The sequence below is a fragment of the Thioalkalivibrio sp. ALgr1 genome, from assembly GCF_000378285.1.
Taxonomy (GTDB): domain Bacteria; phylum Pseudomonadota; class Gammaproteobacteria; order Ectothiorhodospirales; family Ectothiorhodospiraceae; genus Thioalkalivibrio.
Genome location: NZ_KB905134.1, coordinates 112653 through 135867 on the forward strand (window position 1 = coordinate 112653; position 23215 = coordinate 135867).

Consider the following 23215-nt stretch of genomic DNA (forward strand, 5'->3'; position numbering starts at 1 on the left):
GCCGCGGGGTACGGCAGGGTTCAGCGCAACTGGCTGTCCTTGGAGGCGCGCCGGTTGTAGGGGCTGAAGGCCGCGTCCGTCTCGTCATGCGCCTCCTGGCAGGGGACGCACAGGCGTACGCCGGGCAGGGCAAGGCGGCGGGCCTCGGGGATTGTGGCCCCGCATTCCTCGCACGCCTCCAGGCTCTCGCCCTCGGGGAGTTGGCTGCGCACGCGCGCCAGTGCGTCCTCGACGGTGTCGTCGATCTGTTCCTGTTCCGCGCCGTCTTTGGACCAGCCACCCGCCATCACACCATTCCGTCAAAGCCTGTTGGGTGTTAGATACCCAGGCCCTGGCAGGGAGTTCCCGAGGTGTTAGTCGCCGTGGCCGAATTCGCGGGCGACGTAGTCGATGTCCTTGTCGCCCCGGCCGGACAGGTTGGCGAGGATCGTAACGCCGGGGTTCTCGCGGCCGTACTTCATCGCCCAGGCCACGGCATGGGCGCTCTCCAGCGCCGGGATGATGCCCTCGGCACGCGACAGGCGGTAGAAGGCCTCCAGCGTCTCGTCGTCGCTGATCGCATGGTAGGCCACGCGTTCGATGGTCTTCAGGTAGGAGTGCTCCGGGCCCACGCCGGGGTAGTCCAGCCCCGAGGCGATGGAGTGGACCGGGGCCGGATTGCCTTCCTCGTCGGCCAGCAGCATGCACTTGAAGCCGTGGATCATGCCGGGCTTGCCGTAGGTCATCGTAGCGGAGTGCTCGCCCAGCTTCGTGCCGCGTCCGAGTGGCTCGACGCCGTTCAGCTGGACGCCGGCGTCCTCGATGAAGCCGGCAAACATGCCCATCGCATTGGAGCCGCCTCCAACACAGGCGACCACATGATCGGGCAGCTCGCCGCCGGTCATCTCCATGAACTGCTCGCGCGCCTCGATGCCAACCACGGACTGGAAGTTGCGCACCATCAGCGGAAATGGGTGCGGGCCTACCACGGAGCCGATCGCGAACAGGGCCTCATCGGCCTGCGACAGGTAGGACTGGAAGGCCGAGTCCACGGCCTCCTTGAGCGAACGGCCGCCGAAGGAGACCGGCACGACCTGTGCGCCCATCAGCTTCATGCGGGTGACGTTGGGCGCTTCCTTGGCGATGTCGATCTCGCCCATGTGGATCTCGCAGTCCATGCCGAAGTACGCAGCTGCCGTGGCCAGCGCGACGCCGTGCTGGCCGGCGCCGGTCTCCGCGATCAGCTTGCGCTTGCCCATGTGCTTGGCGAGCAGGGCCTCGCCCATGCAGTGGTTCAGCTTGTGCGCACCGGAATGGTTCAGGTCCTCGCGCTTGAGATAGATATGCGCGCCAGCCTCGCGGCTCAGATTGTGCGCGTAGTACACCGGGGTGGGTCGGCCCTGGTAGTGCTTGCGGATGTAGCGCAGCTCGTTCAGGAAGTCGGCCGAGCGGGCGAGCGTCAGGTAGGCGCGGTTGATCTCGGCAAAATGCGGTTCCAGTTCGGGAGGCAGGAACGCACCCCCGAACTCGCCGAAATAACCTTCCTGGTTCGGAAAATCCTTCAGGTATGACATCGCCCGCCCTCGTGCATGTTCGAAAGGGCGAATGATCCTGTGCCAGGCGCCCCTTGCCAAGCCCGTTCGCGCAAACGCTGCCCTCAGGGGGGTGACAGGCGGTCGCAGACCTGGGCGGTGAGCTCCAGGGAGCGACGACGGGCGTCGTGATCAAAGGTCGTGGTGGTCAGGATCAGCTCATCAACCTGCGTGGCTTCAAGGAAGCGGCGCATCTCCCGCTCGACGGTGTCGGGTGCCCCGATCGCGGAGCAGGCCATGGTCTGTTCGACAATCGCCCGTTCAGCCCGGTCGAGCTGTTCGCGATAGTACGGGATCGGGGGCTGGATCGGTTCGGGTCGGCCGCGGCGCAGGCTGATGAAGGCCTGCTCCATGGAACTGGCCAGCGTCTGCGCGTCGGTATCGGTGTCGGCCACATAGACGTTGTAGCCGGCCATCACGTAGGGCGCATCCAGGTCCGGGGAGGGCCGGAACTCGCGGCGGTAGATCGCGATCGCGTCATGCAGCTGACCCGGGGCGAAATGCGAGGCAAAGGCGTAGGGCAGCCCCAGGTGCGCCGCAAGCTGGGCCCCGAACAGGCTCGATCCGAGGATCCAGACCGGAACATGCGAACCGGCGCCGGGTATCGCCCGAATGGCCTGGTCCGGAGCGGGGTCCGCCAGGTAGCCCTGCAGCTCCACCACATCGCGTGGGAACTGGTTGGGGTTGCTCTCCGCGCTGCGGCGCAGGGCGCGGGCCGTGGCCGGGTCTGTCCCCGGTGCACGGCCAAGCCCGAGGTCGATCCGACCGGGAAACAGGGCATCCAGTGTCCCGAACTGCTCGGCGACGATCAGCGGCGCGTGGTTGGGCAGCATGATGCCGCCTGCACCCACGCGGATGCGCGCAGTGGCGGCCGCGACCTGGCCGATCACCACAGCAGTCGCCGCACTGGCGATCCCCGGCATGTTGTGGTGCTCGGCGAGCCAGTATCGCGTGAATCCCAGTTCGTCCGCCCGTCGGGCCAGGTCGAGGGTGTTGTGCAGGGCCTGCCCTGCGTCCGACCCCGCGGTGATCGGTGCGAGATCGAGTATGGAGAAGTCCGTCATCGGGGTATTGTAGGACAGGGAGTGTTGTGCCGATTGTCGGTTGACGGGGTAGCGGGGAATCGAGGCACCGTGCGGGCAGAGTGGGTCTATAGTCCGGGGTAGGGACGGCAAGAGGGCCGCAGCATGGGCATCGCGAGAACCCTGAGTGACTATCTGGCGGCACAGGGTGTCGCTTATGAACTGGTTCGGCACCCGTATTCCAGCAGTGCCACCCGAACGGCAGAGGCCGCGCACGTGCCCGGTGATCGGCTGGCGAAGGCCGTGCTGGTGGAGGATGCCGGCCATTACATGCTGGCGATCCTCCCGTCGTCGCGGCGCCTGCACTTCGGGCAGCTCCACCACCTGATTGGCGAACACGTCGGGCTGGCCACCGAAAGGGAGGTGGCGGAACTCTTCCCGGATTGTGCACTGGGCGCGATCCCGGCGCTGGCCGAGCCCTACGGCCTGGAGGCGATGCTGGACGAACATGCCCCCACCGAGGGGGATGTATATCTCGAGGGTGGCGATCACGAGACCCTGGTGAAGCTGCCGGCCCTTGCCTGGCGGGACCTCCTGGGTGCCGCCCGGCACGGGTTATTCAGTCGGCATTTGTAGCCGCTGTCGGTTGCACCATCGGCGTGTGCGGTGAATGCTACGCCGATGGATATCGCGATTCGTTTGCAGGGGCTGGTGCGCGGTTATAACGGCACCCGCGCGGTCGATGGTGTCGATCTGGAAGTCCCGAGCGGGAGCATCCTCGGTCTTCTGGGGCCGAATGGTGCCGGCAAGACCACCATCGTGCGCATGCTGTCCACCCTGATCAGTCCGGATGCGGGAACAGCCGAGGTGGGCGGCTTCGATGTCGTCCGCGAGGCGGCGCACGTGCGCGAGATCATCGGGCTGACCGGGCAGTACGCCTCGGTCGACGAGAAGCTGACCGGGCGCGAAAACCTGTTGTTGATTTCACGATTGCTGGGTCTGGGCCGTCGCGACGCGCGCCGTCGCACGGACGAGTTGCTGGCCCAGTTTGACCTTTGCGATGCGGCGAACCGTCCGGCACAGACCTATTCCGGTGGCATGCGCCGCCGGCTTGATCTGGCGGCCAGCCTGGTCGGGAACCCCGCCATCCTCTTTCTCGACGAGCCGACCACGGGGCTGGACCCGCGGGCGCGCCGCGACCTGTGGCGCCTGGTGGCGGAACTGCGGGAGCAAGGCACCACCGTGCTGCTGACGACCCAGTATCTGGACGAAGCGGACGCCCTGGCGGATCGGATCGTGGTGCTGGACCGTGGGCGGATCATTGCCGAGGGGACCTCGTCGGAATTGAAGGAACGTGTGGGTGGCCGCTCGCTGTTCGTGGTGGTGGCGGACTCGGCCCGACTCGATGATGCGACCGAGGCGATTGCACGTATCGTCGGGGAGGGCCCGCAGGCGCGGGACAACACCCTGAGTGTCGCCGTGACGAGCAGTAGCGTTGTGCCGAAGGTGCTTCGGGCCCTGGATCAGGCGGGGATCGAGGTGGTCGAACTCGGTCTGCGCACTGCGAGCCTGGACGATGTCTTTCTGGCGCTGACCGGGCATGCGGCCGAGGTCACGTCCGAGACGACAGAGGAGGGCGCATGAAGGCACTGGACCAGACGCTGGCGCTGGCCTGGCGCAGTCTCGTGCAGGTGCGTCGCAATCCCTGGGAGCTGGGGGATTATTCCATCCAGCCGATCCTGTTTCTGGTGCTGTTCCTGTACGTGTTTGGCGGGGCAGTGGCCGGCTCGACCGAAGCCTATCTGCCGTTCGTGCTGCCGGGCGTGATCGCGATGAACATGCTGTTTGTCACCGTGTATGTCGGGCATGGTCTGAATACGGATCTCACACGCGGGGTGTTCGACCGTTTTCGGGCCCTGCCCATTCCGCGCTGGGCGCCGCTGGCGGGGCGCATCCTGGCCGATCTGCTGAAGCAGGCCCTTTGCATCGCGTTGTTGCTGATCGTGGGGGTGTTGCTGGGTTTCCGGATCGAGACCTCGGTCTGGGAGGTGCTGGCGATGGTGGCGCTGGTGCTGGTCTTCGCCTCGGCCGCATCGTGGATCATGGTCCTGGTGGGTGTTCTGTCACGCGACCCCGAACATGTGCAGCTGTTCGGTTTTACGGCGTTGTTCCCGGTGACGTTCGTCTCCACCGCCTTTGTACCGCTGGATACCATGCCCACCGTGCTGCAGCCCTTCGTGCAGGCCAACCCCGTCTCGTTGCTCGCGGACGCCTCGCGCGCCCTGTTGAGCGGAGGCGACGCGCTGGAGCCCGCTTTGTGGACCCTTGTCTGGGCTGCAGCGATCGCGGTGATCTTTGCACCACTGTCGGTCTGGGCCCTGAATCGGCGTCTGGCCCGGGGATAGGGGCTCGGGTAAAGCGCTAACCCGGAATCACATGCGCAGGTCCACGCGTTCGGAGCCTGGCGCGTCGATGCCGCGGTGCAGCAGCAGCGTACCGCTCGCGTTCAGGAGTTCGGTGGTTAACTGGCGAAAGCTCACCACGGTCTCGGTCAGGCGGAGACGGCTCTCGAGCAGGTCGCGCTGGGCCTGCGCCACGGCCAGTGCTGTGCCGGCTCCGACCCGGAATCGGGTCTGTTCGACTCGCAGGAGTTCCTCCTGCAACTCGATGGTCTCTTCCTGCGCGCGGATCTGCTCGCGCACGCGGGCGGCGTCGAACCAGACCGAGCGCACGTCTTCGATCGCAAGCTGTTCCAGATTGGCCAGGGTCTCGGCGATCTGCTGCCGTGTGAGGCGAGCGCGCGTGTGCTCCGCCTCTGCGGCACGGTTGCCGATCGGCATCTCGAAGCGCAGCCCCGCGGCGAGGTCGTAGCCGTCGCCCTGGGTGTCGCGGAAGGTACGCCCGAAGCTGTCCGCATAGCCCGATTGCCCCAGCGTGACGAAGAAGTCCAGCCGGGGGAGCAGTCCGTTGCGGGTGCGGATGACCTCCAGCTCGTCGCGCTGAACCCGCAGGCGGGTCTCGTTCAAGTCCGCGCGGTGATCGCGCGCCAGTGCCACATAGGTATCGAGCGGCTCGATCTCGTAACGGTCCAGCGCCGGTTCGGAGCTGGTCAGCAGCCGCGTGTCCCACAGGCCCCCGTCGCCCTGGAGCAGGCGCGCCAGGGTGTCCTGGGCGCGGGCGCGCTCGCTGCGGGCATCGATCAGCCCCTGGCGACGCAGGGCGACCTCGGCGCGTGCGGATACGGCCTCGGTCTCCGGCCGATCACCGGCATCGATGCGGCGTTGTGTCTCGTCCAGTTGCTGGCTGGCGACCGCCAGGGCCTCCTCGAAGATTTCGATCTGCTCGCCGGCGAGCACCAGGCCCCAGTAGGCGGTCTCGACGTCGGTGATCAGCTGCTCGACGAAAGCGCGCACCTCGTACTCCGTGGCCTCGACGTCCAGCCCGGCCTGCTGCAGGCGCACGAGATTGGACTCGATCCGGCCCCCGCGCAAAAGGGCTTGCGTCAGCGTCAGGCCGGCGCGCGAGGAGAACTGGGTCTGGTCGACGCGCGAGCTGCTGGCTCGCTGGCTGCGCACGGACAGGCTCAGGTCGGTACCCGTCGGGAGCGACTGACGAATCCCCGCCTCGCCGAAGCGCTGGGTCGAGGTGACCTCGTCGGTATCTTCTTCGGCCTCCTCCAGCAGGCGCACGCTCTGGTCCCGGCTGACCTCGACCTCGGCGAACAGCTCGGGGTCGAATACAGCGCGCTCCTGTGCCTCGAAGGTACCCGCGATCGCGGTTTGCAGGCGTTCGGCGCGCAGGCCACGGTTGCCTTCCAGTGCCCGCGCCACGGCTTCTTCCAGCGAGAGTGTCTCCTCACCGACCGGTTCGCGGGCGAACGGATCGATCGCCATCAGCTGCTCGGCCGGCAGTGAAAGGCGCAACCCGTTGCCGGTCGGCTCGTCTTCCTCTGCCGTGGCGGGAATGGCCAGGGCGAGCGAAGCCAGCAGTGGCAGGGCGACTCGGTACGGGCTAGGCATCTTCGGTTCCGGCTCGGTAGACGGGCTGCGGGCGCTCGCCGCGACGGTGGAACAGCAGGTAGAGCGTCGGGATCAGCACCAGGGTGATCAGGGTAGACGACAGCAGCCCGCCGATCACTACCCGCGCCATTGGCGCCTGGGCCTCGCCACCGTCGCCCATGCCGATGGCCAGGGGCGAGAGGGCCAGTATCGTGGTCAGCGTGGTCATCAGGATGGGTCGCAGACGCTCGCCGGCGGCGGCCACGACGGCCCCGTGCAGGTCCATGCCGTCGTCGCGGTGTCGCCGGGCCATGCGGTCCACCAGCAGAATCGCATTGTTCACCACAATGCCGACCAGCAGCAGGACCCCGATCAACGACTGCACGTTGAGCGTGGTGTCGGTGACGATCAGCGCGCCGGTGACCCCGATGATCGCGAGCGGGATCGAGAACATCACGATCAGGGGATCGCGCAGGGATTCGTACAGGCTGGCCATGACCATGTACACCAGCAAGGTAGCCAGCATCGTACCCAGCAGCAGCTCCGAGAAGGCGGCTTCCTGTTCTTCGATGTCGCCCGTGACGGAGTAGTCGATCTCCTCGGGCAGCGGGATGTCGGCCAGGGCCTCGCGGACCGAGGCCGCGACTTCACCCAGCGAGCGGTCGCCCAGATTAATGAACAGCGTCCGTACGCGGGCCTGTTCACGTCGTTCGATGCTGTCGGGCCCGATCTCGGTGTCGAAGGAAATCAGGCTGCGCAAGGCGACGCGTTCGCCGTCCTCGCTGCGCACGGTCAGGTTGAGCAGGTCGTCCAGCGAGCTCTGGTCCGCGTCGCGCAGCTGCACCCAGATGCGGGTCTCGTCGCCTCCCGCGCGCAACTGCCCGGCGCTGGAGCCGCCCAGCGCGGTCTCCAGCGTCTGGGCAATAGTACGCACATCCACGCCGAGGTCGGCGGCGCGGTCACGATGGATACGGGTGGCGAATTCGGGCTGGCCGCCATCGGTCCCCACCCGCGTATCCGTAATACCGGGGACATCGGCCAGCGCCTCCTCGAACCGTTCGAGCACCGCATTCATGGTCGACAGCTCGAAGCCGCGCACCTCGACCGACAGGCGTTCCTCGTCATCGCCACGCCCGAATCCGCGGAAGAAGATGCCACTGGATGCGCGGACACGGATCTCCGTTCCCGGCGGGGTGCCCAGGGCCTCGCGCAGGGCAGCGGCAATCTCCTCGGAAGAACGGCTGCGACTGTCGCGCGAACCGACCATTACGCGCATGTTGCCGGACGCGGGCGACGACGCTCGGAAGGCAGAGGCGCCAGAGCTGGACACCAGGTTCTGCAGCTCCGGCACCTCGTCGCGAATCACCTCTTCCAGGCTGGCCATGGTGGAATACAGCTCGTCGAGTGGTGTCCCCGGTTCCATGGAGACATGCACGCGCAATTCACCCTCGTCGGTGGCGGGCAGAAACTCGGTGCCGACGCCGCGCAGCCCGGCCAGTGCGATGACCATCAGCAAGGCACTGATCCCGATCACCATCCAGGGATGCGCCAGGGTGCCGCGCAGCAGCCCCTGATAGCGCTGTTCCATGCGGGCGAGGGCGCTGGTGTCGCGCTTCGGCATCGGGGCACGCGCCATCAGCATCGGCACCACGGTGAGGGCCACGATCAGCGAGGCGGCCAGCGCGAAGGCGACTACGGCGGCAAGTGGTTTGAACAGCTGCCCGGCCAGTTCCTGGGCGAAGAACAACGGCAGAAAGATGGCGACGGTGGTCAGCGTACTGGCGATGATCGCGGGCGCCACGCGCCCGGTACCACTGACAGCCGCCTCGACCGCGCTTTGCTCCGCGTGTTCCTCTCGCCTTCGGGCGATGCTCTCGATCACCACGATCGCGTTGTCGACCATCAGGCCCACACCCAATGCGATCCCGCCCATGGTCATCAGGTTGAGCGAGTGTCCACCAAAGTAGACCAGCCCGAAGGTTGAGATGACCGCCAGAGGAATCGCGGTGGCCGCCACCAGCGTGTAACGGATATTGCGCAGGAAGACGAGCAGCACCAGGACGGCCAGCGCGCTCCCGTAGAGGATGGACTGCCCGACATTGGTAATGGAGCTGCGGATGAATCCCGCCTCGTCCGTGACGGCGCGGATGTCGATCTGCGGGAAGTCGCGGTTGAGACGGACCAGTTCGGCGTGGACCGCTTCGGAGACCTCCACTGTATTGGCGTCCGCCAGTTTGCGCACGGCCAGCTGGACGCCTTCTTCCTGGTTGACTCGGAAACGACGGGTGACGCGCTGGTGGGTATCGCGGACCTCGGCGACCTGATGCAGGTAGGTGACGCCGTCCTCGCTGCGCTGAACCACGGTATCGCGTATCTCGCCCACCGAGCGGAACTCGGCCGGTGTACGCAGCCGGTATTCACGGCGACCGTCCATGATCGGGCCACCCGGAGTGATCACGTTGGCATCGCGGATGCGGTTGCGCAGGTCGTCCAGCCCCAGGTCGATCGCCTGTATCCGGTCTGGATCGACCTCCACGCGGACCTCGCGTTCGAGCCCGCCAAACGTATCCACCGCAGCCACGCCGGGGATGCGCTCCAGGCGTGGCGCAATGCGGTTGTCAATCAGGGTGCGCAGGTGAATGGCATCGAGCTGCGAGCCGACGCCCAGGCGCATGATGGGCGAGTCCTGGGTGTCGAACTGGCGCACCAGGGGGCGATCCGCCCCATCCGGCAGCTGACCTTCAATACGCGCCAGACGATCGCGCAGGTCATCAACGGCCTGGCGGATATCCGTGCCCCAGGCAAAGTTGACGCGCACATTGCTGTTGCCTTCGGCCGAAGTGGACCGGATCTCCTGGGCCCCGGTGATCGCGGCCGCTGCCTGTTCCACCGGGCGTGTCACCAGTTGCTCGACCTCCTCGGCCCCGGCGTTGGGGTAGGAGGTCATCACCGTGACCACCGGATAGGTGATGTCGGGCAGTAGGTCGACCGGGAGGCGGGTCAGCGCGGTCAGGCCCAGGATCACCACGATCAGGGCCACCATGCTGGTCAGCACGGGGCGGTGGACGGTAAGTCGAGCCGGATTCACGGCTCTTCGGTCTCCGACAGGTCCGGGGCGAAGTCCGCGCCGGGCACACTGCGCGGATCGGTCAGGCGCAGCGGGGTGCCATCGGCGAGCAGGTGTTGCCCCAGCACCACCACCTCGGTGCCCTCGGGCAACTCGGGTTCCAATAGCTCGATCCAGTTGCCGTCACGCACGCCGGTAACGGCCATGTGGCGGCGCGCCTCTGGCCGTTCGCCGCTACGGTCTACGCTGAACAGGGTGGGACCCGCCTCGCGCTGGATGATGGCGTCCCGCGGTATCGCCAGCGTGTCCGAGCGCTGGCCGAGAGTGATCGCGGTTTCGACAAACATCCCGGGCCGCAGGCGTTCATCGTCGTTCGGTACTTCGACCTCGATTCGTGCCTGGCGCGAACCCGGGCGAAACTCGGGGGAGATCCGTGTGATGGTGCCTTCGAATAACGCGTCGGGGTACGAGGAGGTGCGCACGGTCGCTTCCTGGCCGCGCGAGATCCGCGAATAGTCCGCTTCGGTGACTGCCAGAATCGCGCGGACCGGCTGCAGTGTGACGAGTGCCAGCGCGGGTTCGTTGGCGCTGATCACCGAGCCGGGGTCAACCAGGCGTTCGGCCACCCAGCGGGTGGTGCTGCCCGGGTCGGCGTCGATACGCGTGTAGCCCAGCTGGATTTCGCGGGTGCGCAGGGCAGAGCGGCGTTGTCGAATCTGGGACTCGGCAAGGGCCACGCGTGTCTGTGCCAGCGCGAGTTCGGTCTCGGCGGCCTCCAGCTCCGAGCGCGAGGCGATCCCCTGGTCACGCAATTCGCGGGTGCGCTGCAGGTCGCGCTGGGCGGCGTTACGGCTGGCGACGGCCTCCGCCAGGCTGGCTTCGGCCACTTCCAGCTCGGCCTCGGCCTGCGTGACGTCCTGCTCGAATTCCTCGGTATCCAGTTGCAGCAGGGGATCGCCCGGTTCGACTCGGTCGCCCAGGTTGACGAAGACTTCGCCCACACGGCCCCCGACGCGCGGCGTAATCACGATACGGTCGGCGCCCTCGATGCTGCCGGTGAATCGGCGGCGCTCGACCAGATCCTGTTGTTGCACGGTGGCCACCGCGACGGCCACGGGCCGTGTCTCGCCGCCACCCGCGCGCGAGGAAGAGGCCTGTTCGTCATCCGGGCCCCAAAAGAGCCAGGCGAGCACACCGCCCGCCAGGAGGAACAGGACCAGGGTGATCACGGTGGACAGCTTGGGCATGCACGCGGCTCGAAATGGGTGAACGGGATCACGTTATGCTGCGAGTGTGCCGCAAGCCGCTGAATCGCGCATGAACCTCGTTCATTTTGCTGATTCCGGTTCAAATACGCTGGGCCGGCGTCTACAAGCAAGGGTACGGGACGCGCGGGAGAGGAGGGTCGATGATCAATACAAGGGATGGGGTCGGACTGGTGGGCTGGGTGGCCCTGATGTTCCTGGTGGCCTCCGCGGGCGGGTATGCGACCAGCCTGTCAGTGCAGGACTGGTACCAGACGCTGGAGCGACCCGAGCTGAATCCACCCGATGCCCTATTCGGGCCGGTCTGGACCGTCTTGTTTGCACTGATGGCCGTGGCCGCCTGGCGCGTATGGCGTCGTGTGGGCTTCGCGGGGGCTCCGGTCGCGATGGGGCTGTTCCTCGCCCAGCTGGTGCTGAACCTTGGCTGGTCCGTGCTGTTCTTCGGCATGCAACGGCCCGATCTGGCATTGGTCGAGATCCTGATGCTGTGGCCCCTGATCCTCGCGACCCTGATCGCCTTCTGGCGCCACGACCGGATCGCGAGCGCGCTGCTGGTGCCGTACCTGCTGTGGGTGGGCTTTGCGATCTACCTGAACGCGGCGATCGTTGTACTGAATTAAACACTCTGCAACGCGGCGTCACAGAGGTTCGGTATCCTGCACGCGTTTTCGCGGGACCGTGCCATGGGGGTGTGGTCCGGCCCCGAGGGGGCCAGGCCAATCGGCGGATGATAACGAGGTGTCCGAGATCAGGATGAGCAGAGCGTTCGAGCAGCCGGACCCAGGTACCCCGTCAACCCTCGGTCTGGGCGCCTACGCGCGCATCACCGCGAACTACTGGGCGTTCACCGTCACTGACGGTGCGATTCGCATGCTGGTCGTGCTGTTCTTCCACCAGCTGGGCTACAGCCCGCTGGAGATCGCGTTCCTGTTCCTGTTCTACGAGCTGTTCGGGGTGATCACCAACCTGACCGGCGGCTGGCTGGCCGCGCGGCTGGGGGTGAACACAACGATGATCGCCGGGACCCTGCTGCAGGTCGCCGCACTGCTGATGCTCACGGTGCCCGAGGCCTGGTTGGGCGTGGCCTACGTGATGTTCGCGCAGGCGCTGTCGGGCATCGCCAAGGACCTGAACAAGATGAGTGCGAAGTCCGGGGTGAAGCTGGTCGCCGGCGACGGAGAGGGGCGGCTGTTTCGCTGGGTCGCGGTGCTCACCGGCTCGAAGAACGCGCTGAAGGGGGTGGGCTTCTTCGTTGGCGGCGCGCTGCTGTACTCGGTCGGGTTCCAGATGGCGCTGGTCATCCTGGCCGGGATGCTGGCCGTGGTGATGCTGTTCTCCATCGTCGGCCTGCCCCGCGGGCTGGGCAAGGTCGGCGGCAAGCCTAAATTCACCCAGATGTTCTCCAACTCCGCCGCGATCAACGTGCTCTCGGCGGCGCGATTCTTCCTGTTTGGCGCGCGCGATGTCTGGTTCGTGGTCGCCTTGCCGGTATTCCTCAGCGCGACGCTGGACTGGAACCACATGCAGGTGGGGGCGTTTCTGGCGCTGTGGGTGATCGGTTACGGGATCGTGCAGGCGTCGGTGCCGCGCCTGCTGGGCCGCGGCGGGCTGCACCCGACCGGGCTGACCGCGCGGCTCTGGGCCTTCATCCTGATGCTGCTGCCCATCGGCATCGTGATCGGCCTGGAGACGGGGCTGGACCCGGCCTGGGTACTGATGGTCGGGCTGGGCGTGTTCGGCGTGGTGTTTGCGATCAACTCCGCCGTGCACTCGTTCCTGATCCTCGACTATGCGGAGACCGACCGGGTCGCGATGAAGGTCGGCTTCTACTACATGGCCAACGCCGGTGGGCGTCTGATCGGCACCGTCGCCTCCGGTGCCATCTTCATGGTCTGGGGCCTGGAGGGCGCGCTGATCGCCTCCACGCTGTTCATCTTCGCCACCTGGATGATCTCCTCCCTGCTCCCTCGGGTACCTGCTCGGGCCTGAAAGGGTGGCCCCACGCATGGTTCCGGTTACTGCAATTCCTCGATGACCGCCTCGAGGGTTCGCGAGCGGTAGCGGTCCGCGTGGCGGACCCAGCCGAGCTGGCGGGCGATGGGCGGGGCGGGCCATTCGAGGATGGCCAGCTCGGCGGTGGCCATGGTGCGGGGGAGGAAGCCGATGCCGAGGCCGGCGGCGATCATCATGCGGATGACCTCCAGGTACGGGCTTTCCTGTGCCGCGGCGGGGTGCAGGCCCTCTGCGGCCAGCGCGTGGTCGATCTGGCGGCGGGTGGTGGAGCCCACCGGCGGAAGGATCGCCGGCCAGTCATGCAGCCGTTGCAGTGTCTCCAGCGGGGCATCCTGGGCGCGGCCGCGGGCGATCATCGGGACCAGGTCATCGGTCCAGACGGCTTGGGCCTCCGAGCCCTTCGGCAGGTCGTCAGGCAGGGTGGCCAGGGCCAGATCGGCGTCGCCGTGCATCACCGCCTCGATGCCGGCCTCGGAATCCATGAACGCGAGTTCCAGCTCCAGCTCAGGGTAGCGGGTGCGCAGGCGGGCCAGCGGGGCGGGCAGGCGGTGCAGGGCGATGTGGTGCGAGGTGGCCAGGCGGATGCGGCCACGCACGACCTGGTCGAGGTCGGCCACCTGCTGCTCGATCGCGTGCAGGCGGGCCAGGATCTCGCGGGCCTCGGGCAGCAGGCGCTCGGCGACCTCGGTGGGTCGTACGCGGCGCCCCTGGCGCTCGAACAGGGGCCGTTGCAGGGTCGTCTCCAGCGACTGGATGCGCTTGCTGATCGCCGGCTGGGTCAGGTGCAGCCGCTCGGCCGCGGCGGAGAAGGCGCCGGTATCGACCACCGCCACGAAGGCCTGCAGGGACTCGATGCTGAGCTGTTCCGGACGCATCTAACGCCTCCGTGGGATAATGACCGGCTGATTGATGCGGCGCCGGATCGCCAATCCATAACGAAATGGAATGGTAAAGATAATAAATCGGATTTGAAAGAATAGAAGGGCGGCCGCAGACTCTGCTTAAACGGTCGTCCTGAAATGACGTCATTGCGCGGCGTGGCCAGTGGCACCGTCATTGCGAGGCCCCGCAGGGGCCGTGGCAACCTCCGTCCGGAACCACCGGATACCAATACTGGCGCTCTGCCAGCTTTTGGAGGTTGCCGCGTCGCCTTCGGCTCCTCGCAATGACGGTGCATGTTGCGGCGCTGTTCGATGACGGTGCTAGTGGCGCCGCGGTGCAAGGGCGGGCCTTTGGAGCGCTGGTAGATCATCGGTGGTGGGGCGCAAGAACGATAGAACGCGGCGTGGCCGCGGGAGCAGGTGATGGCAGGCAAGACACTGTACGACAAGCTGTGGGAGGCGCATGTGGTGCGCGAGGAGCCGGATGGCTCGACGCTGCTCTACATCGACCGACACCTGGTGCACGAGGTAACCAGCCCGCAGGCCTTCGAGGGTCTGCGTCTGGCCGGGCGCAAGCCCTGGCGCGGGGATTCCGTGCTGGCGGTGCCGGACCATAACGTGCCCACCGCCAATCGCGACCGCGGGATCGAGGATCCGGTCTCGCGCACCCAGGTGGAGACGCTGGAGACCAACGTCACGAGCCTGGGGCTGAAGTTCTTCCCGATGGCCGATGTACGCCAGGGCATCGTGCATGTGATCGGTCCCGAGCAGGGGGCGACCCTGCCGGGCATGACGGTCGTCTGCGGGGACTCGCACACCTCCACCCACGGCGCGCTGGGCGCGCTGGCCTTCGGCATTGGCACCTCCGAGGTCGAGCATGTGCTGGCCACGCAGTGCCTGTGGCAGAAAAAGACCAGGGCCATGCAGATCCGCGTGGAGGGCGAGCTGCGCCCGGGCGTGACCGCCAAGGATGTGGTGCTGGCGATCATCGGCCGCATCGGCACCGCCGGCGGCACCGGCTACGCGATCGAGTTCGCCGGCTCGGCGATCCGCAGCCTGTCCGTCGAGGGCCGCATGAGTATCTGCAACATGTCCATCGAGGCCGGGGCCCGCGCGGGCATGGTCGCGGTGGACGAGAAGACGATCGAGTACGTGCGCGGCAAGCCGCAGGCGCCGACTGGCGATCTGTTCGAGCAGGCCGCCGCCTACTGGCGCACGCTGGTCTCGGACCCCGATGCCGAGTTCGACGCGGTGGTGGAGATGGATGCCGCCGAGATTGCCCCGCAGGTGAGCTGGGGCACCTCGCCGGAGATGGTGGCGCCGATCGACGGCCGCGTGCCGGACCCGGCGGCCGAGTCCGATCCGGTGCGCGCCGAGGGCATGAAGCGTGCACTGGAGTACATGGATCTGCGGCCGAACACGCCGATGACCGAGATTCGTCCGGACAAGGTGTTCATCGGCTCCTGCACCAACTCGCGGATCGAGGACCTGCGCGCGGCCGCCGAGGTGGTCAAGGGCCGCAGGAAGGCCGACAACATCAAGCTGGCGATGGTGGTGCCGGGCTCCGGGCTGGTGAAGCAGCAGGCGGAGCAGGAAGGGCTGGACCGGATCTTTCTGGACGCCGGCTTCGAGTGGCGCGAGCCGGGGTGTTCCATGTGCCTGGCGATGAACGCCGACCGGCTGGAGCCGGGCGAGCGCTGCGCCTCGACCTCGAACCGCAACTTCGAGGGCCGACAGGGGCAGGGCGGGCGTACCCATCTGGTCAGCCCGGCGCTGGCCGCCGCGGCCGCCGTGGCCGGGCACTTTGTCGAACCGTCGGCACTGAAGGAGGCGTAAGCGATGCAGGCCTTTACCGTACACCGTGGGATTGTCGCGCCGCTGGATCGCTCCAATGTCGATACCGACGCGATCATCCCGAAGCAGTACCTGAAGTCGGTCAAGCGTACGGGCTTCGGGCCCAACGCCTTTGACGACTGGCGCTACCTGGACCCGGGCGAGCCCGGTATGGACAGCTCGCAGCGCCGCATCAACCCGGACTTTGTGCTCAACCAGGCGCCGTTCGACCAGGCAAGCATCCTGCTGGCGCGCAAGAACTTCGGCTGTGGCTCCTCGCGCGAGCACGCGGTGTGGGCGCTGACCGACTTCGGTTTTCGTGCGGTGATCGCGCCGTCGTTCGCGGATATCTTCTTCTCCAACAGCTGCAAGAACGGGCTGCTGCCGGTGGTGCTGGCCGAGGACGAGGTACAGGCGCTGTTCGATCAGGTCGAGGCGAACCCGGGCGCGCAGGTCGAGGTGAGCCTGGAAGAGATGACCGTAGCGGCACCGGACGGTACCGTGTTCCGTTTCACGCTCGATGAGGATCGCCGCCACCGCCTGCTGAACGGCCTGGATGACATTGCGCTGACGCTGCAGTACGCCGATGACATCCGCGCTTATGAGGAGCGCCAGCGCCGCGAGTGGCCCTGGATGGCGGAGCAACGATAGAAACGATAGAGATGGCGCGGGTGGCCTGAACCCGAGCCTCGTCATTGCGAGGAGCGCTGCGACGAAGCAATCTCCCAAACAATGGCCGAGCGCAGGTAGCGGGATCCGGTGGTTTCGCCCGGAGATTGCCACGGCCCCTACGGGCCTCGCAATGACGAGGTAGAGGTGCCGTCATTGCGACGAAGCAACCTCCGTCCGCAACCACCGGATCCATGTGCCGGCGCTCTGCCAGCTTCCGGAGGTTGCCACGGCCCCTGGCGGGGCCTCGCAACGACGGGGCCGGGGCGCACCGTCATCGCGAGGAGCGCAGCGACGTGGCGATCTCTGTGGGTGGCCCCGGCGTCGGCCGGGACGAACGTCGTGGTTCCGTCCGGAGGTTGCCACGGCCCCTTGCGGGGCCTCGCAATGACGGTGCTATTGGAATCGTACAAGTAAAAGCTAACAGTTGGTTAGGAGAGGTTTGTGAGCCGAATTCTGGTATTGCCCGGGGACGGGATCGGGCCCGAGATCGTGGCCGAGGCGTTGAAGGTGCTGGAGCGTGTGGGCGAGATCGGCGGCCTGGATCTGGAGATCGAGCAGGGGCTGATCGGGGGCGCGGCGCACGATGCGGCAGGTCACCCGTATCCGGAGGCCACCCGCGAGGCGGCGCGCCGCGCCGACGCGATCCTGCTCGGCGCGGTCGGCGGCCCGCAGTACGAGTCGCTGGAACGCGACCTGCGCCCCGAGCGCGGACTCCTGGGTATTCGTTCGGATCTGGGCCTGTTCGCGAACCTGCGGCCGGCGATCCTGTATCCGCAGCTGGCCTCGGCCTCCACGCTGAAGCCGGAGGTCGTCAGCGGGCTGGATATCCTGATCGTGCGCGAACTGACCGGCGGGATTTACTTCGGCCAGCCGCGCGGGATCGAGGAGCGCAATGGCGAGCGCTATGGCTTCAATACCGCCGCCTACAGCGAATCGGAGATCGAACGCATCGCGCGGGTTGGTTTCGAGTCCGCGATGAAGCGCGGCAAGCGCCTGTGCTCTGTGGACAAGGCCAATGTGCTCGAGGTCTCGGAGCTGTGGCGCGAGGTGGTCGAGCGCGTCGGGAAGGAATTCCCCGAGGTCGAGCTGTCTCACATGTATGTGGACAACGCGGCCATGCAGCTGGTGCGTGACCCCAAGCAGTTCGACGTGATGGTGACTGGCAACATGTTCGGCGACATCCTGTCCGATGCCGCGGCCATGCTGACCGGGTCCATCGGGATGCTGCCCTCGGCCTCGCTGAACAGCGAGGGGGTCGGTCTGTACGAGCCGATCCACGGCTCCGCGCCGGATATCGCCGGGCAGGGCAAGGCCAATCCGATGGCAACCGTGCTGTCCGTCGCGATGCTCTTGCGCCACAGCCTGAATCGTAATGACCTGGCCGAGCGCATCGAGCAGGCTGTGGGGCGGGTGCTGGATCAGGGGCTGCGCACGCCGGACATCTTTGGTGAGGGCATGACGCTGGTGGGCACCCAGGGGATGGGTGATGCCCTGGTGGCTGCGCTGGAGGGCTAGGCGTTGTAGCCAATGATGCGTTTCGCTGCGCTCAACGCATCCTACGAGTATCACGCATAATCAATATCTTGAAGATAGAACTTAAACCGGGAATGAACGATGAGTGACCGCAAGTTTGACGTGGCCGTGGTGGGCGCAACCGGCGCCGTCGGCGAGACCCTGCTCTCCATCCTGGCAGAGCGCGACCTGCCGCTGGGCCGTGTGCATGCGCTGGCCAGTTCGCGCTCGGTCGGCAAGACGGTCGCCTTCGGCCGCCGCGAGCTGGAGGTGGAGGATCTGGCCACCTTCGATTTCTCCACCGTGCAGATCGGGCTGTTCTCGCCGGGGGCCTCGGTGTCCGCGGAGTACGCCCCGAAGGCGGCCGCGGCCGGCTGCGTGGTGATCGACAACACTTCGCAGTTTCGCTACGACCCGGAGATCCCGCTGGTGGTGCCGGAGGTCAATCCCGAGGCCGTCGCCGGCTACAAGAAGCACGGGATCATCGCGAACCCGAACTGCTCCACCATCCAGATGCTGGTGGCGCTGAAGCCGCTGCATGACGCGGTCGGCGTCGAGCGCATCAACGTCGCCACCTACCAGGCCGTCTCCGGCACCGGCAAGGATGCGATCGAGGAACTGGCCCACCAGACGGCGGCGCTGCTGAACGGCCGCCCGGTGGAGTGCAATGTCTATCCCAAGCAGATCGCATTCAATGCGCTGCCGCACATCGACGTCTTCCAGGGCAACGGCTACACCAAGGAAGAGATGAAGATGGTCTGGGAGACCCGGAAGATCATGGGTGACGAGTCCATCCTGGTGAACCCGACCGCCGTGCGCATCCCGGTGTTCTACGGCCATTCCGAGGCCCTGCACATCGAGACCCGCGAGAAGATCAGCGCCGAGAAGGCGCGCGAGATCCTGTCCGCCGCACCCGGCGTGACGGTGCTGGACAAGCACGAGGACGGGGGCTATCCGACCGCCGTGACCGAGGGTTCCGGCAAGGATGCGGTGTTCGTCGGACGCATCCGCGAAGACATCTCGCATCCCCGCGGGCTGGACCTCTGGGTGGTGTCCGACAACGTGCGCAAGGGGGCCGCGTTGAACACAATCCAGATTGCCGAGGTTTTGATCCGGGATTACCTGTGATTTAATCCGGTAAAAGTCCGGGAAAATTCATACCCGGCAACACGCGGCCAGGGGGCGCTGGGGCCAGGAAGATGGCCCCAGGCGATGACAGGCCGCGCGGCACATTCAGGGGGGATTCGTGCGCAAGTTACTACTCGGGCTACTGCTCTTGCTGCTGGTTGCACCGGCATCATCGAATTCGGTGAGTTTCGGTGAGGTCAACCTGCAATCCCATCTGAACCAGACCTTGCGGGCGGAGATTCCGCTGCGCGGGGGTGCCGCAGCCAGTGATTCACTGCAGGTGCGCCAGGCTTCGGAAAACGAATACCGGCGCGCAGGCATGAGCCGCGGCAGTGTGCCGGGCGACCTGAACATCCAGGTTCAGGGTGAGGGGTCCGATCGTCGGGTGGTACTGACCACGCGTCAGCCGGTGCGCGAGCCCTATGTGGGCATCCTCCTCGAGGCCCGCTGGGATGGTGGGCGCTCGATGCGCGAAGTCTCCCTGTTGCTCGATCCGCCGGACACCATGCCTTCCGGAGCGGCCGCTCCGGTCCCGCGTGACACCGCTCGGGGGGCACCGCGTCGACAAGACACGCCGATGCCGCGTGAAGGTGAGTCCTACACCGTGCGCAGCGGCGATACCCTCTATCGCATCGTGGAGCGCGCGGGTCTGGCCGGTATGGCGGATCAGGCGATGGTGGCGTTCCTGGAGGCCAACCCCGACGCGTTTTCTGACCAGAACATCAACAGCCTGCGCGCGGGTGCCGAACTGACCGTCCCGTCGCGTTCGGAGCTTGAGTCGCGCAGTGCGGCCGAGGCGCGGCAGGAAGTGCAGCGGCAGGTTCAGGCCTGGCGCGACGGAACGGTGACGGCAGCCCGCGAAGAACCCGAGCCTGAAGAAGCAGCGGAAGTCGAGACGGAAGTCGAAGCGGTCCCGGAAGAGGATGAGACGGTAGCGGAGGACGACGAGGCCGCCGCGGATGACGCCGTGGCCGCTACGGACGAGGACGATGAAGCGGCCGCGGCTGACGACCGCCTGGAGATTGTGACAGAACTCCTGCCGGAGACGGATGAAGGCGCGGCTGCCGCGGCCGAGTCCCCCGATCTGCTCCAGGAAGCCATGCTGTCCCAGCGCGCCGAGATGGAGGGGATGCGCGATCAGATTACAGAACTGCGCGAGGAACTGGGTGAGCGAGGCCGTCTTGCGGAGCTTTCGAGCGAGAATATGGCCGAGCTGGAGGAGCAGCTGAGCCAGCTGCGGGCGGAACGCAATGAACTGATGGCACGGCTCGATCGGGCCGATGCCGAACGCAATGCGCCGCTGCACGAGCGGATCATGAACGATCCGCTGCTGCTGATGATGGCGATTGCACTGGTGATCCTGCTGCTGCTGGTGCTGTTGGCCTTTGCGCGCGGTGGTCGGCGCGAGGTGGTGGTTGAAGAGCGTACCGCCGGCATGCCGGCGCGGGCGGACAACAGCGGTGTGCGGGCCGCGGCCGCGGATCCCGTCGGCTACGAAGCGCGTGAGATCGATGGTGCGGGCGTGGGATCGAGCGGCGCCGGTGCAGCAGCCGTAGCCGGAGGGGCCGCAGCGGGCCTGGCGGCCGGAGCGGTCGCGGGCAAGGACGATGATCGCGAGCAGTCGGACGAGCCGGAGGAGTCGGTGAGTGAGCCTGTCGTGGTGAGCTCCAGTGGCGATGCTTCGGTGGACGACGTGCTGGCGGAAGTGGATGTCTGCCTGGCCTACGGGATGAATGATCAGGCCGAAGAGACGCTGACCCAGGCCATCGAGCGCGATCCGGATAATTCCCAGTATCGTCTGAAGCTGGTCGAGGCGCGCGTGGCGCTGGGCGACGAAGAGGGCGCCCGCGAGGCGGCATCCGCCCTGCGCGAACGCCTGCCGGCGGACGATGTTGAAACCCGCAATCATCTGGCGGAGCTGGAATCGCGTATCGGTGGCGCCAGTGATGACAGCGCTGGACCTGCGGGCGCTCCGGCGGGTGTCGGAGGTCTGGGTGCTGCGGTGGAGCCGCAGGCGGCGGGTGACGGCGAAGCGCCGAACGAAATCGACTTCTCCGGCCTGGATCTCCCGGATGTGGAATCCGAAACCGAAGATCTCGGGGACACCGCCGAGCCACAAGAAGAGACCGATTCCGGGCTGGCCTTTGATTTCGACGAGACCTTCGATGAGGGGGCTTCGACGCCTGCGGAGAAGACGTCTTCGGAAACGGACGAAGCGCGCAGCGATGACCTGAACGACTTGTCATTCGATATCGACGACAGCGATCTGCCGAACCTGGATGAAGAGACCCGGGGCGACGCGGCTGGGAGTGACATCCCGGCATTGGATTTGGGAGCCGACGATTTGCCGGCTGCCGGCCAGGAAGAGGACTTGCCGCTGGAGGGCGATGCCTCTGCGACCATCGGGGTGGACGAAGACAATGAGACACGGTTGAGCCTGGCGCAGGCCTATGCGGACATGGGCGATGACGAGGGCGCGCGTGAACTGATCGACGAGATTGTGGCCACCGGGTCGGACGACCAGAAGGCCCAGGCGGAGGCGATTCGTCAGCAATTGGACGGCTCCTGAGCCGTCCATCTGTCTTGTGAAGAGTATCCTGTCGCGATGATGCGGCAGGGTTTCGATAGGCAACAAGAAACGGCCGGGTCGGCGTCCCTGTGGGCGCTCCCGGCCGTTTTGCTGGTGTCGGTGGTGCTGGCGACCGCGAAGCCGGCCGTGGTGCTGGCAGTGCTGGTTGGCGCGGTCGGGTTGGTATGGGGCGGGCCGTTCGCCTGGCGGCGATGCGGGCGCCTGCTCTGGCGACTGAAATGGTTTTATCTCTCGTTGCTGGTGTTCTTCGGCGTATGGCCAGTCGAAGCAGGCGGGGATTCGGTGCTGGCCGGCCTGAGCGAGGCCGCCTGGCGGATCGGGGCGCTGGCGCTGGTGGTGGTGCTGGTGGTCTGGCTGACGGAGCGTTTCTCGCGAGGCGAGCTGGTCTGGGCGCTGTCGTCCTTCTTGGCGGGCCCTCGTGGTTGCTTTGGCGCGTGGGGCGCGCGCTTCGCGCAGCGGCTTTTTCTGGCTCTGGCGCTGTTCGAGTCGGATCGGGTTAATACCGAGCGCGAACGTGAGCAACTCCGGGGTGGATGGCGGGAACGACTGCAGGCGGCGCGCGACTGGCTGATTGCTCGGCTGGATCGGGCCTTGAGTGGGGAGGTGCCAGCGCCAGTGGCTCGCGAGTCCCACCAGGACATGGACGAGGTTCGGAAAGAGGGCGCGGGGGCCGTGGTGTGGTTGTGGATAGTGGCGGTTGCAGGTGGCTGGATCGCCTGGTGGTGGTGATCGGGTGATGACAAATACGACTTCGACAATGCGTGATGCAGACCGGGTGCCTGGAACGGTTTGTCAGCGCTGGGCGTTGGGGGTCGAGTACGACGGGCGTGGGCTGCTGGGCTGGCAACGCCAGAAAGACGGCCCCAGCGTGCAGGGGCATCTGGAAGCGGCGCTGAGTTTCGTGGCCAATCACGGGATCGAGCTCAGCTGCGCGGGGCGCACGGACGCGGGTGTGCATGCGACCGCTCAAGTGGCGCACTTTGACACTTCGGCGGTGCGGGAGCGGCATTCCTGGGTGCTGGGGGTAAACAGTCGCCTACCGGACGGGATTGCCCTGCGCTGGGCCGAGCCGGTCGCTGAAGACTTTCATGCGCGTTTCAAGGCATTCGGTCGCCGCTATCGCTATGTGATCGCGAATCGAGCGGTGCGGCCTGCACTGGAAGCGGGGCGGGTGGCCTGGTGGCGCCGTCCGCTGGATGCCGCGCGGATGCACGACGCGGCGCAGGTCTTCGTGGGCGAACACGACTTTTCCAGCTTGCGCGCCGCCGGGTGCCAGGCCAAGTCGCCGATCCGGAAGGTGCATTCGATTGCGGTCCAGCGGCGGGGTTCGTATGTGATTCTGGATATCCATGCCAATGCCTTCCTGCATCACATGGTACGCAACATCGCCGGGGTTCTTCTGGCGATCGGCGACGGGCGCGAAGAGCCGGGCTGGGCTGCACGGATCCTTGCGGCCCGCGACCGGCGCGTCTCGGGGATCACGGCGCCGGCCGGCGGGCTTTATTTCGTGCACGTCGACTATCCGCCCGAGTTCGCTCTCCCCAGTGCCGAGGGGCCGATGCTGGAAGGAATCCCCGGCAATGGGGCGATCTGATTGCGGGAAAGGGGTCGCGGGCCGCGGTTCTGGTAGGCTTTGGCGCTTGATGAATGAGGCCGGAGCGGG

19 protein-coding genes are annotated in these 23215 nt (G+C 66.6%); 12 read left to right on the forward strand and 7 right to left on the reverse strand.

All coding sequences use genetic code 11. The features are described 5' to 3' along the window. Positions 1-20: 20 nt before the first annotated feature. The 3 genes from F466_RS0108255 to F466_RS0108265 form a co-directional block, all read right to left on the reverse strand. Complete coding sequence (locus F466_RS0108255) at positions 21-287, reverse strand: DksA/TraR family C4-type zinc finger protein (RefSeq protein WP_018139328.1); 267 nt, start codon at positions 285-287, stop codon at positions 21-23. Between the two features lie 66 nt (positions 288-353). Next, positions 354-1553 carry a tryptophan synthase subunit beta gene (trpB, locus tag F466_RS0108260; RefSeq protein WP_018139329.1) on the reverse strand — a complete coding sequence of 400 codons (1200 nt, stop codon included), beginning with the start codon at positions 1551-1553 and terminating at the stop codon, positions 354-356. 83 nt (positions 1554-1636) lie between these two features. Next, entirely contained in the window at positions 1637-2635 is a 999-nt protein-coding gene (locus F466_RS0108265; RefSeq protein WP_018993849.1) for an LLM class flavin-dependent oxidoreductase, read from the reverse strand. 123 nt (positions 2636-2758) lie between these two features. Between F466_RS0108265 and F466_RS0108270 the strand changes: the two genes are divergently transcribed. From F466_RS0108270 to F466_RS0108280, 3 genes are read left to right on the forward strand one after another with little or no spacing between them, the layout of a single operon-like run. Further along, positions 2759-3229 carry an aminoacyl-tRNA deacylase gene (locus F466_RS0108270; RefSeq protein WP_018139331.1) on the forward strand — a complete coding sequence of 157 codons (471 nt, stop codon included), beginning with the start codon at positions 2759-2761 and terminating at the stop codon, positions 3227-3229. 45 nt (positions 3230-3274) lie between these two features. After that, the gene (locus tag F466_RS0108275; RefSeq protein ID WP_018993850.1) at positions 3275-4237 is read left to right on the forward strand and encodes a daunorubicin resistance protein DrrA family ABC transporter ATP-binding protein; all 963 of its coding nucleotides are present in this window, start codon (positions 3275-3277) and stop codon (positions 4235-4237) included. Beyond that, positions 4234-4998: an ABC transporter permease gene (locus tag F466_RS0108280; RefSeq protein WP_018993851.1), complete on the forward strand. Its 765-nt coding sequence runs from the start codon at positions 4234-4236 to the stop codon at positions 4996-4998. Before F466_RS0108275 ends, F466_RS0108280 begins: the two co-directional genes overlap by 4 nt. Before the next feature lie 27 nt (positions 4999-5025). Here F466_RS0108280 and F466_RS0108285 read toward each other — a convergent pair whose 3' ends face one another. From F466_RS0108285 to F466_RS0108295, 3 genes are read right to left on the reverse strand one after another with little or no spacing between them, the layout of a single operon-like run. Next, the gene (locus F466_RS0108285) at positions 5026-6612 is read right to left on the reverse strand and encodes a TolC family protein (protein WP_018993852.1); all 1587 of its coding nucleotides are present in this window, start codon (positions 6610-6612) and stop codon (positions 5026-5028) included. Continuing rightward, the gene (locus tag F466_RS0108290) at positions 6605-9679 is read right to left on the reverse strand and encodes an efflux RND transporter permease subunit (protein WP_018993853.1); all 3075 of its coding nucleotides are present in this window, start codon (positions 9677-9679) and stop codon (positions 6605-6607) included. Before F466_RS0108290 ends, F466_RS0108285 begins: the two co-directional genes overlap by 8 nt. Further along, positions 9676-10905, reverse strand: a complete 1230-nt coding sequence (locus F466_RS0108295) for an efflux RND transporter periplasmic adaptor subunit (protein WP_018993854.1) — start codon at positions 10903-10905, stop codon at positions 9676-9678. The genes F466_RS0108290 and F466_RS0108295 overlap by 4 nt, the downstream gene beginning before the upstream one ends. Positions 10906-11066: 161 nt before the next feature. Between F466_RS0108295 and F466_RS0108300 the strand changes: the two genes are divergently transcribed. Together F466_RS0108300 and arsJ are read left to right on the forward strand one after the other, a co-directional pair. Next, the gene (locus F466_RS0108300) at positions 11067-11543 is read left to right on the forward strand and encodes a TspO/MBR family protein (protein WP_018993855.1); all 477 of its coding nucleotides are present in this window, start codon (positions 11067-11069) and stop codon (positions 11541-11543) included. A 133-nt stretch (positions 11544-11676) separates the two neighbouring features. Next, positions 11677-12912 (forward strand): organoarsenical effux MFS transporter ArsJ, encoded by a 1236-nt coding sequence (arsJ, locus tag F466_RS0108305; RefSeq protein WP_018993856.1) that lies wholly within the window; start codon positions 11677-11679, stop codon positions 12910-12912. A 26-nt stretch (positions 12913-12938) separates the two neighbouring features. On the opposite strand, the gene F466_RS0108310 is transcribed toward arsJ, so the two are convergent. After that, positions 12939-13811 carry a LysR family transcriptional regulator gene (locus tag F466_RS0108310; RefSeq protein WP_018993857.1) on the reverse strand — a complete coding sequence of 291 codons (873 nt, stop codon included), beginning with the start codon at positions 13809-13811 and terminating at the stop codon, positions 12939-12941. A gap of 429 nt (positions 13812-14240) precedes the next feature. On the opposite strand from F466_RS0108310, the gene leuC reads away from it, so the two are divergent. The 7 genes from leuC (at position 14241) to truA (ending at position 23146) form a co-directional block, all read left to right on the forward strand. Then, positions 14241-15653 carry a 3-isopropylmalate dehydratase large subunit gene (gene leuC, locus F466_RS0108315; RefSeq protein ID WP_018993858.1) on the forward strand — a complete coding sequence of 471 codons (1413 nt, stop codon included), beginning with the start codon at positions 14241-14243 and terminating at the stop codon, positions 15651-15653. 3 nt (positions 15654-15656) lie between these two features. Then, positions 15657-16301, forward strand: coding sequence for a 3-isopropylmalate dehydratase small subunit (leuD, locus tag F466_RS0108320; protein WP_018993859.1), 645 nt, complete (start codon positions 15657-15659; stop codon positions 16299-16301). Between the two features lie 462 nt (positions 16302-16763). Continuing rightward, on the forward strand, positions 16764-17837 hold the full coding sequence (leuB, locus tag F466_RS0108325; RefSeq protein ID WP_018875312.1) for a 3-isopropylmalate dehydrogenase: 1074 nt from the start codon (positions 16764-16766) through the stop codon (positions 17835-17837). 99 nt (positions 17838-17936) lie between these two features. Next, complete coding sequence (locus F466_RS0108330; RefSeq protein ID WP_018993860.1) at positions 17937-18962, forward strand: aspartate-semialdehyde dehydrogenase; 1026 nt, start codon at positions 17937-17939, stop codon at positions 18960-18962. Positions 18963-19143: 181 nt separating this feature from the next. Continuing rightward, positions 19144-21531: a FimV/HubP family polar landmark protein gene (locus F466_RS0108335; protein WP_018993861.1), complete on the forward strand. Its 2388-nt coding sequence runs from the start codon at positions 19144-19146 to the stop codon at positions 21529-21531. Between the two features lie 36 nt (positions 21532-21567). Continuing rightward, the gene (locus F466_RS0108340) at positions 21568-22281 is read left to right on the forward strand and encodes a hypothetical protein (protein ID WP_018993862.1); all 714 of its coding nucleotides are present in this window, start codon (positions 21568-21570) and stop codon (positions 22279-22281) included. Between the two features lie 76 nt (positions 22282-22357). Beyond that, complete coding sequence (gene truA / locus F466_RS0108345) at positions 22358-23146, forward strand: tRNA pseudouridine(38-40) synthase TruA (protein WP_018993863.1); 789 nt, start codon at positions 22358-22360, stop codon at positions 23144-23146. Positions 23147-23215 lie beyond the last annotated feature (69 nt).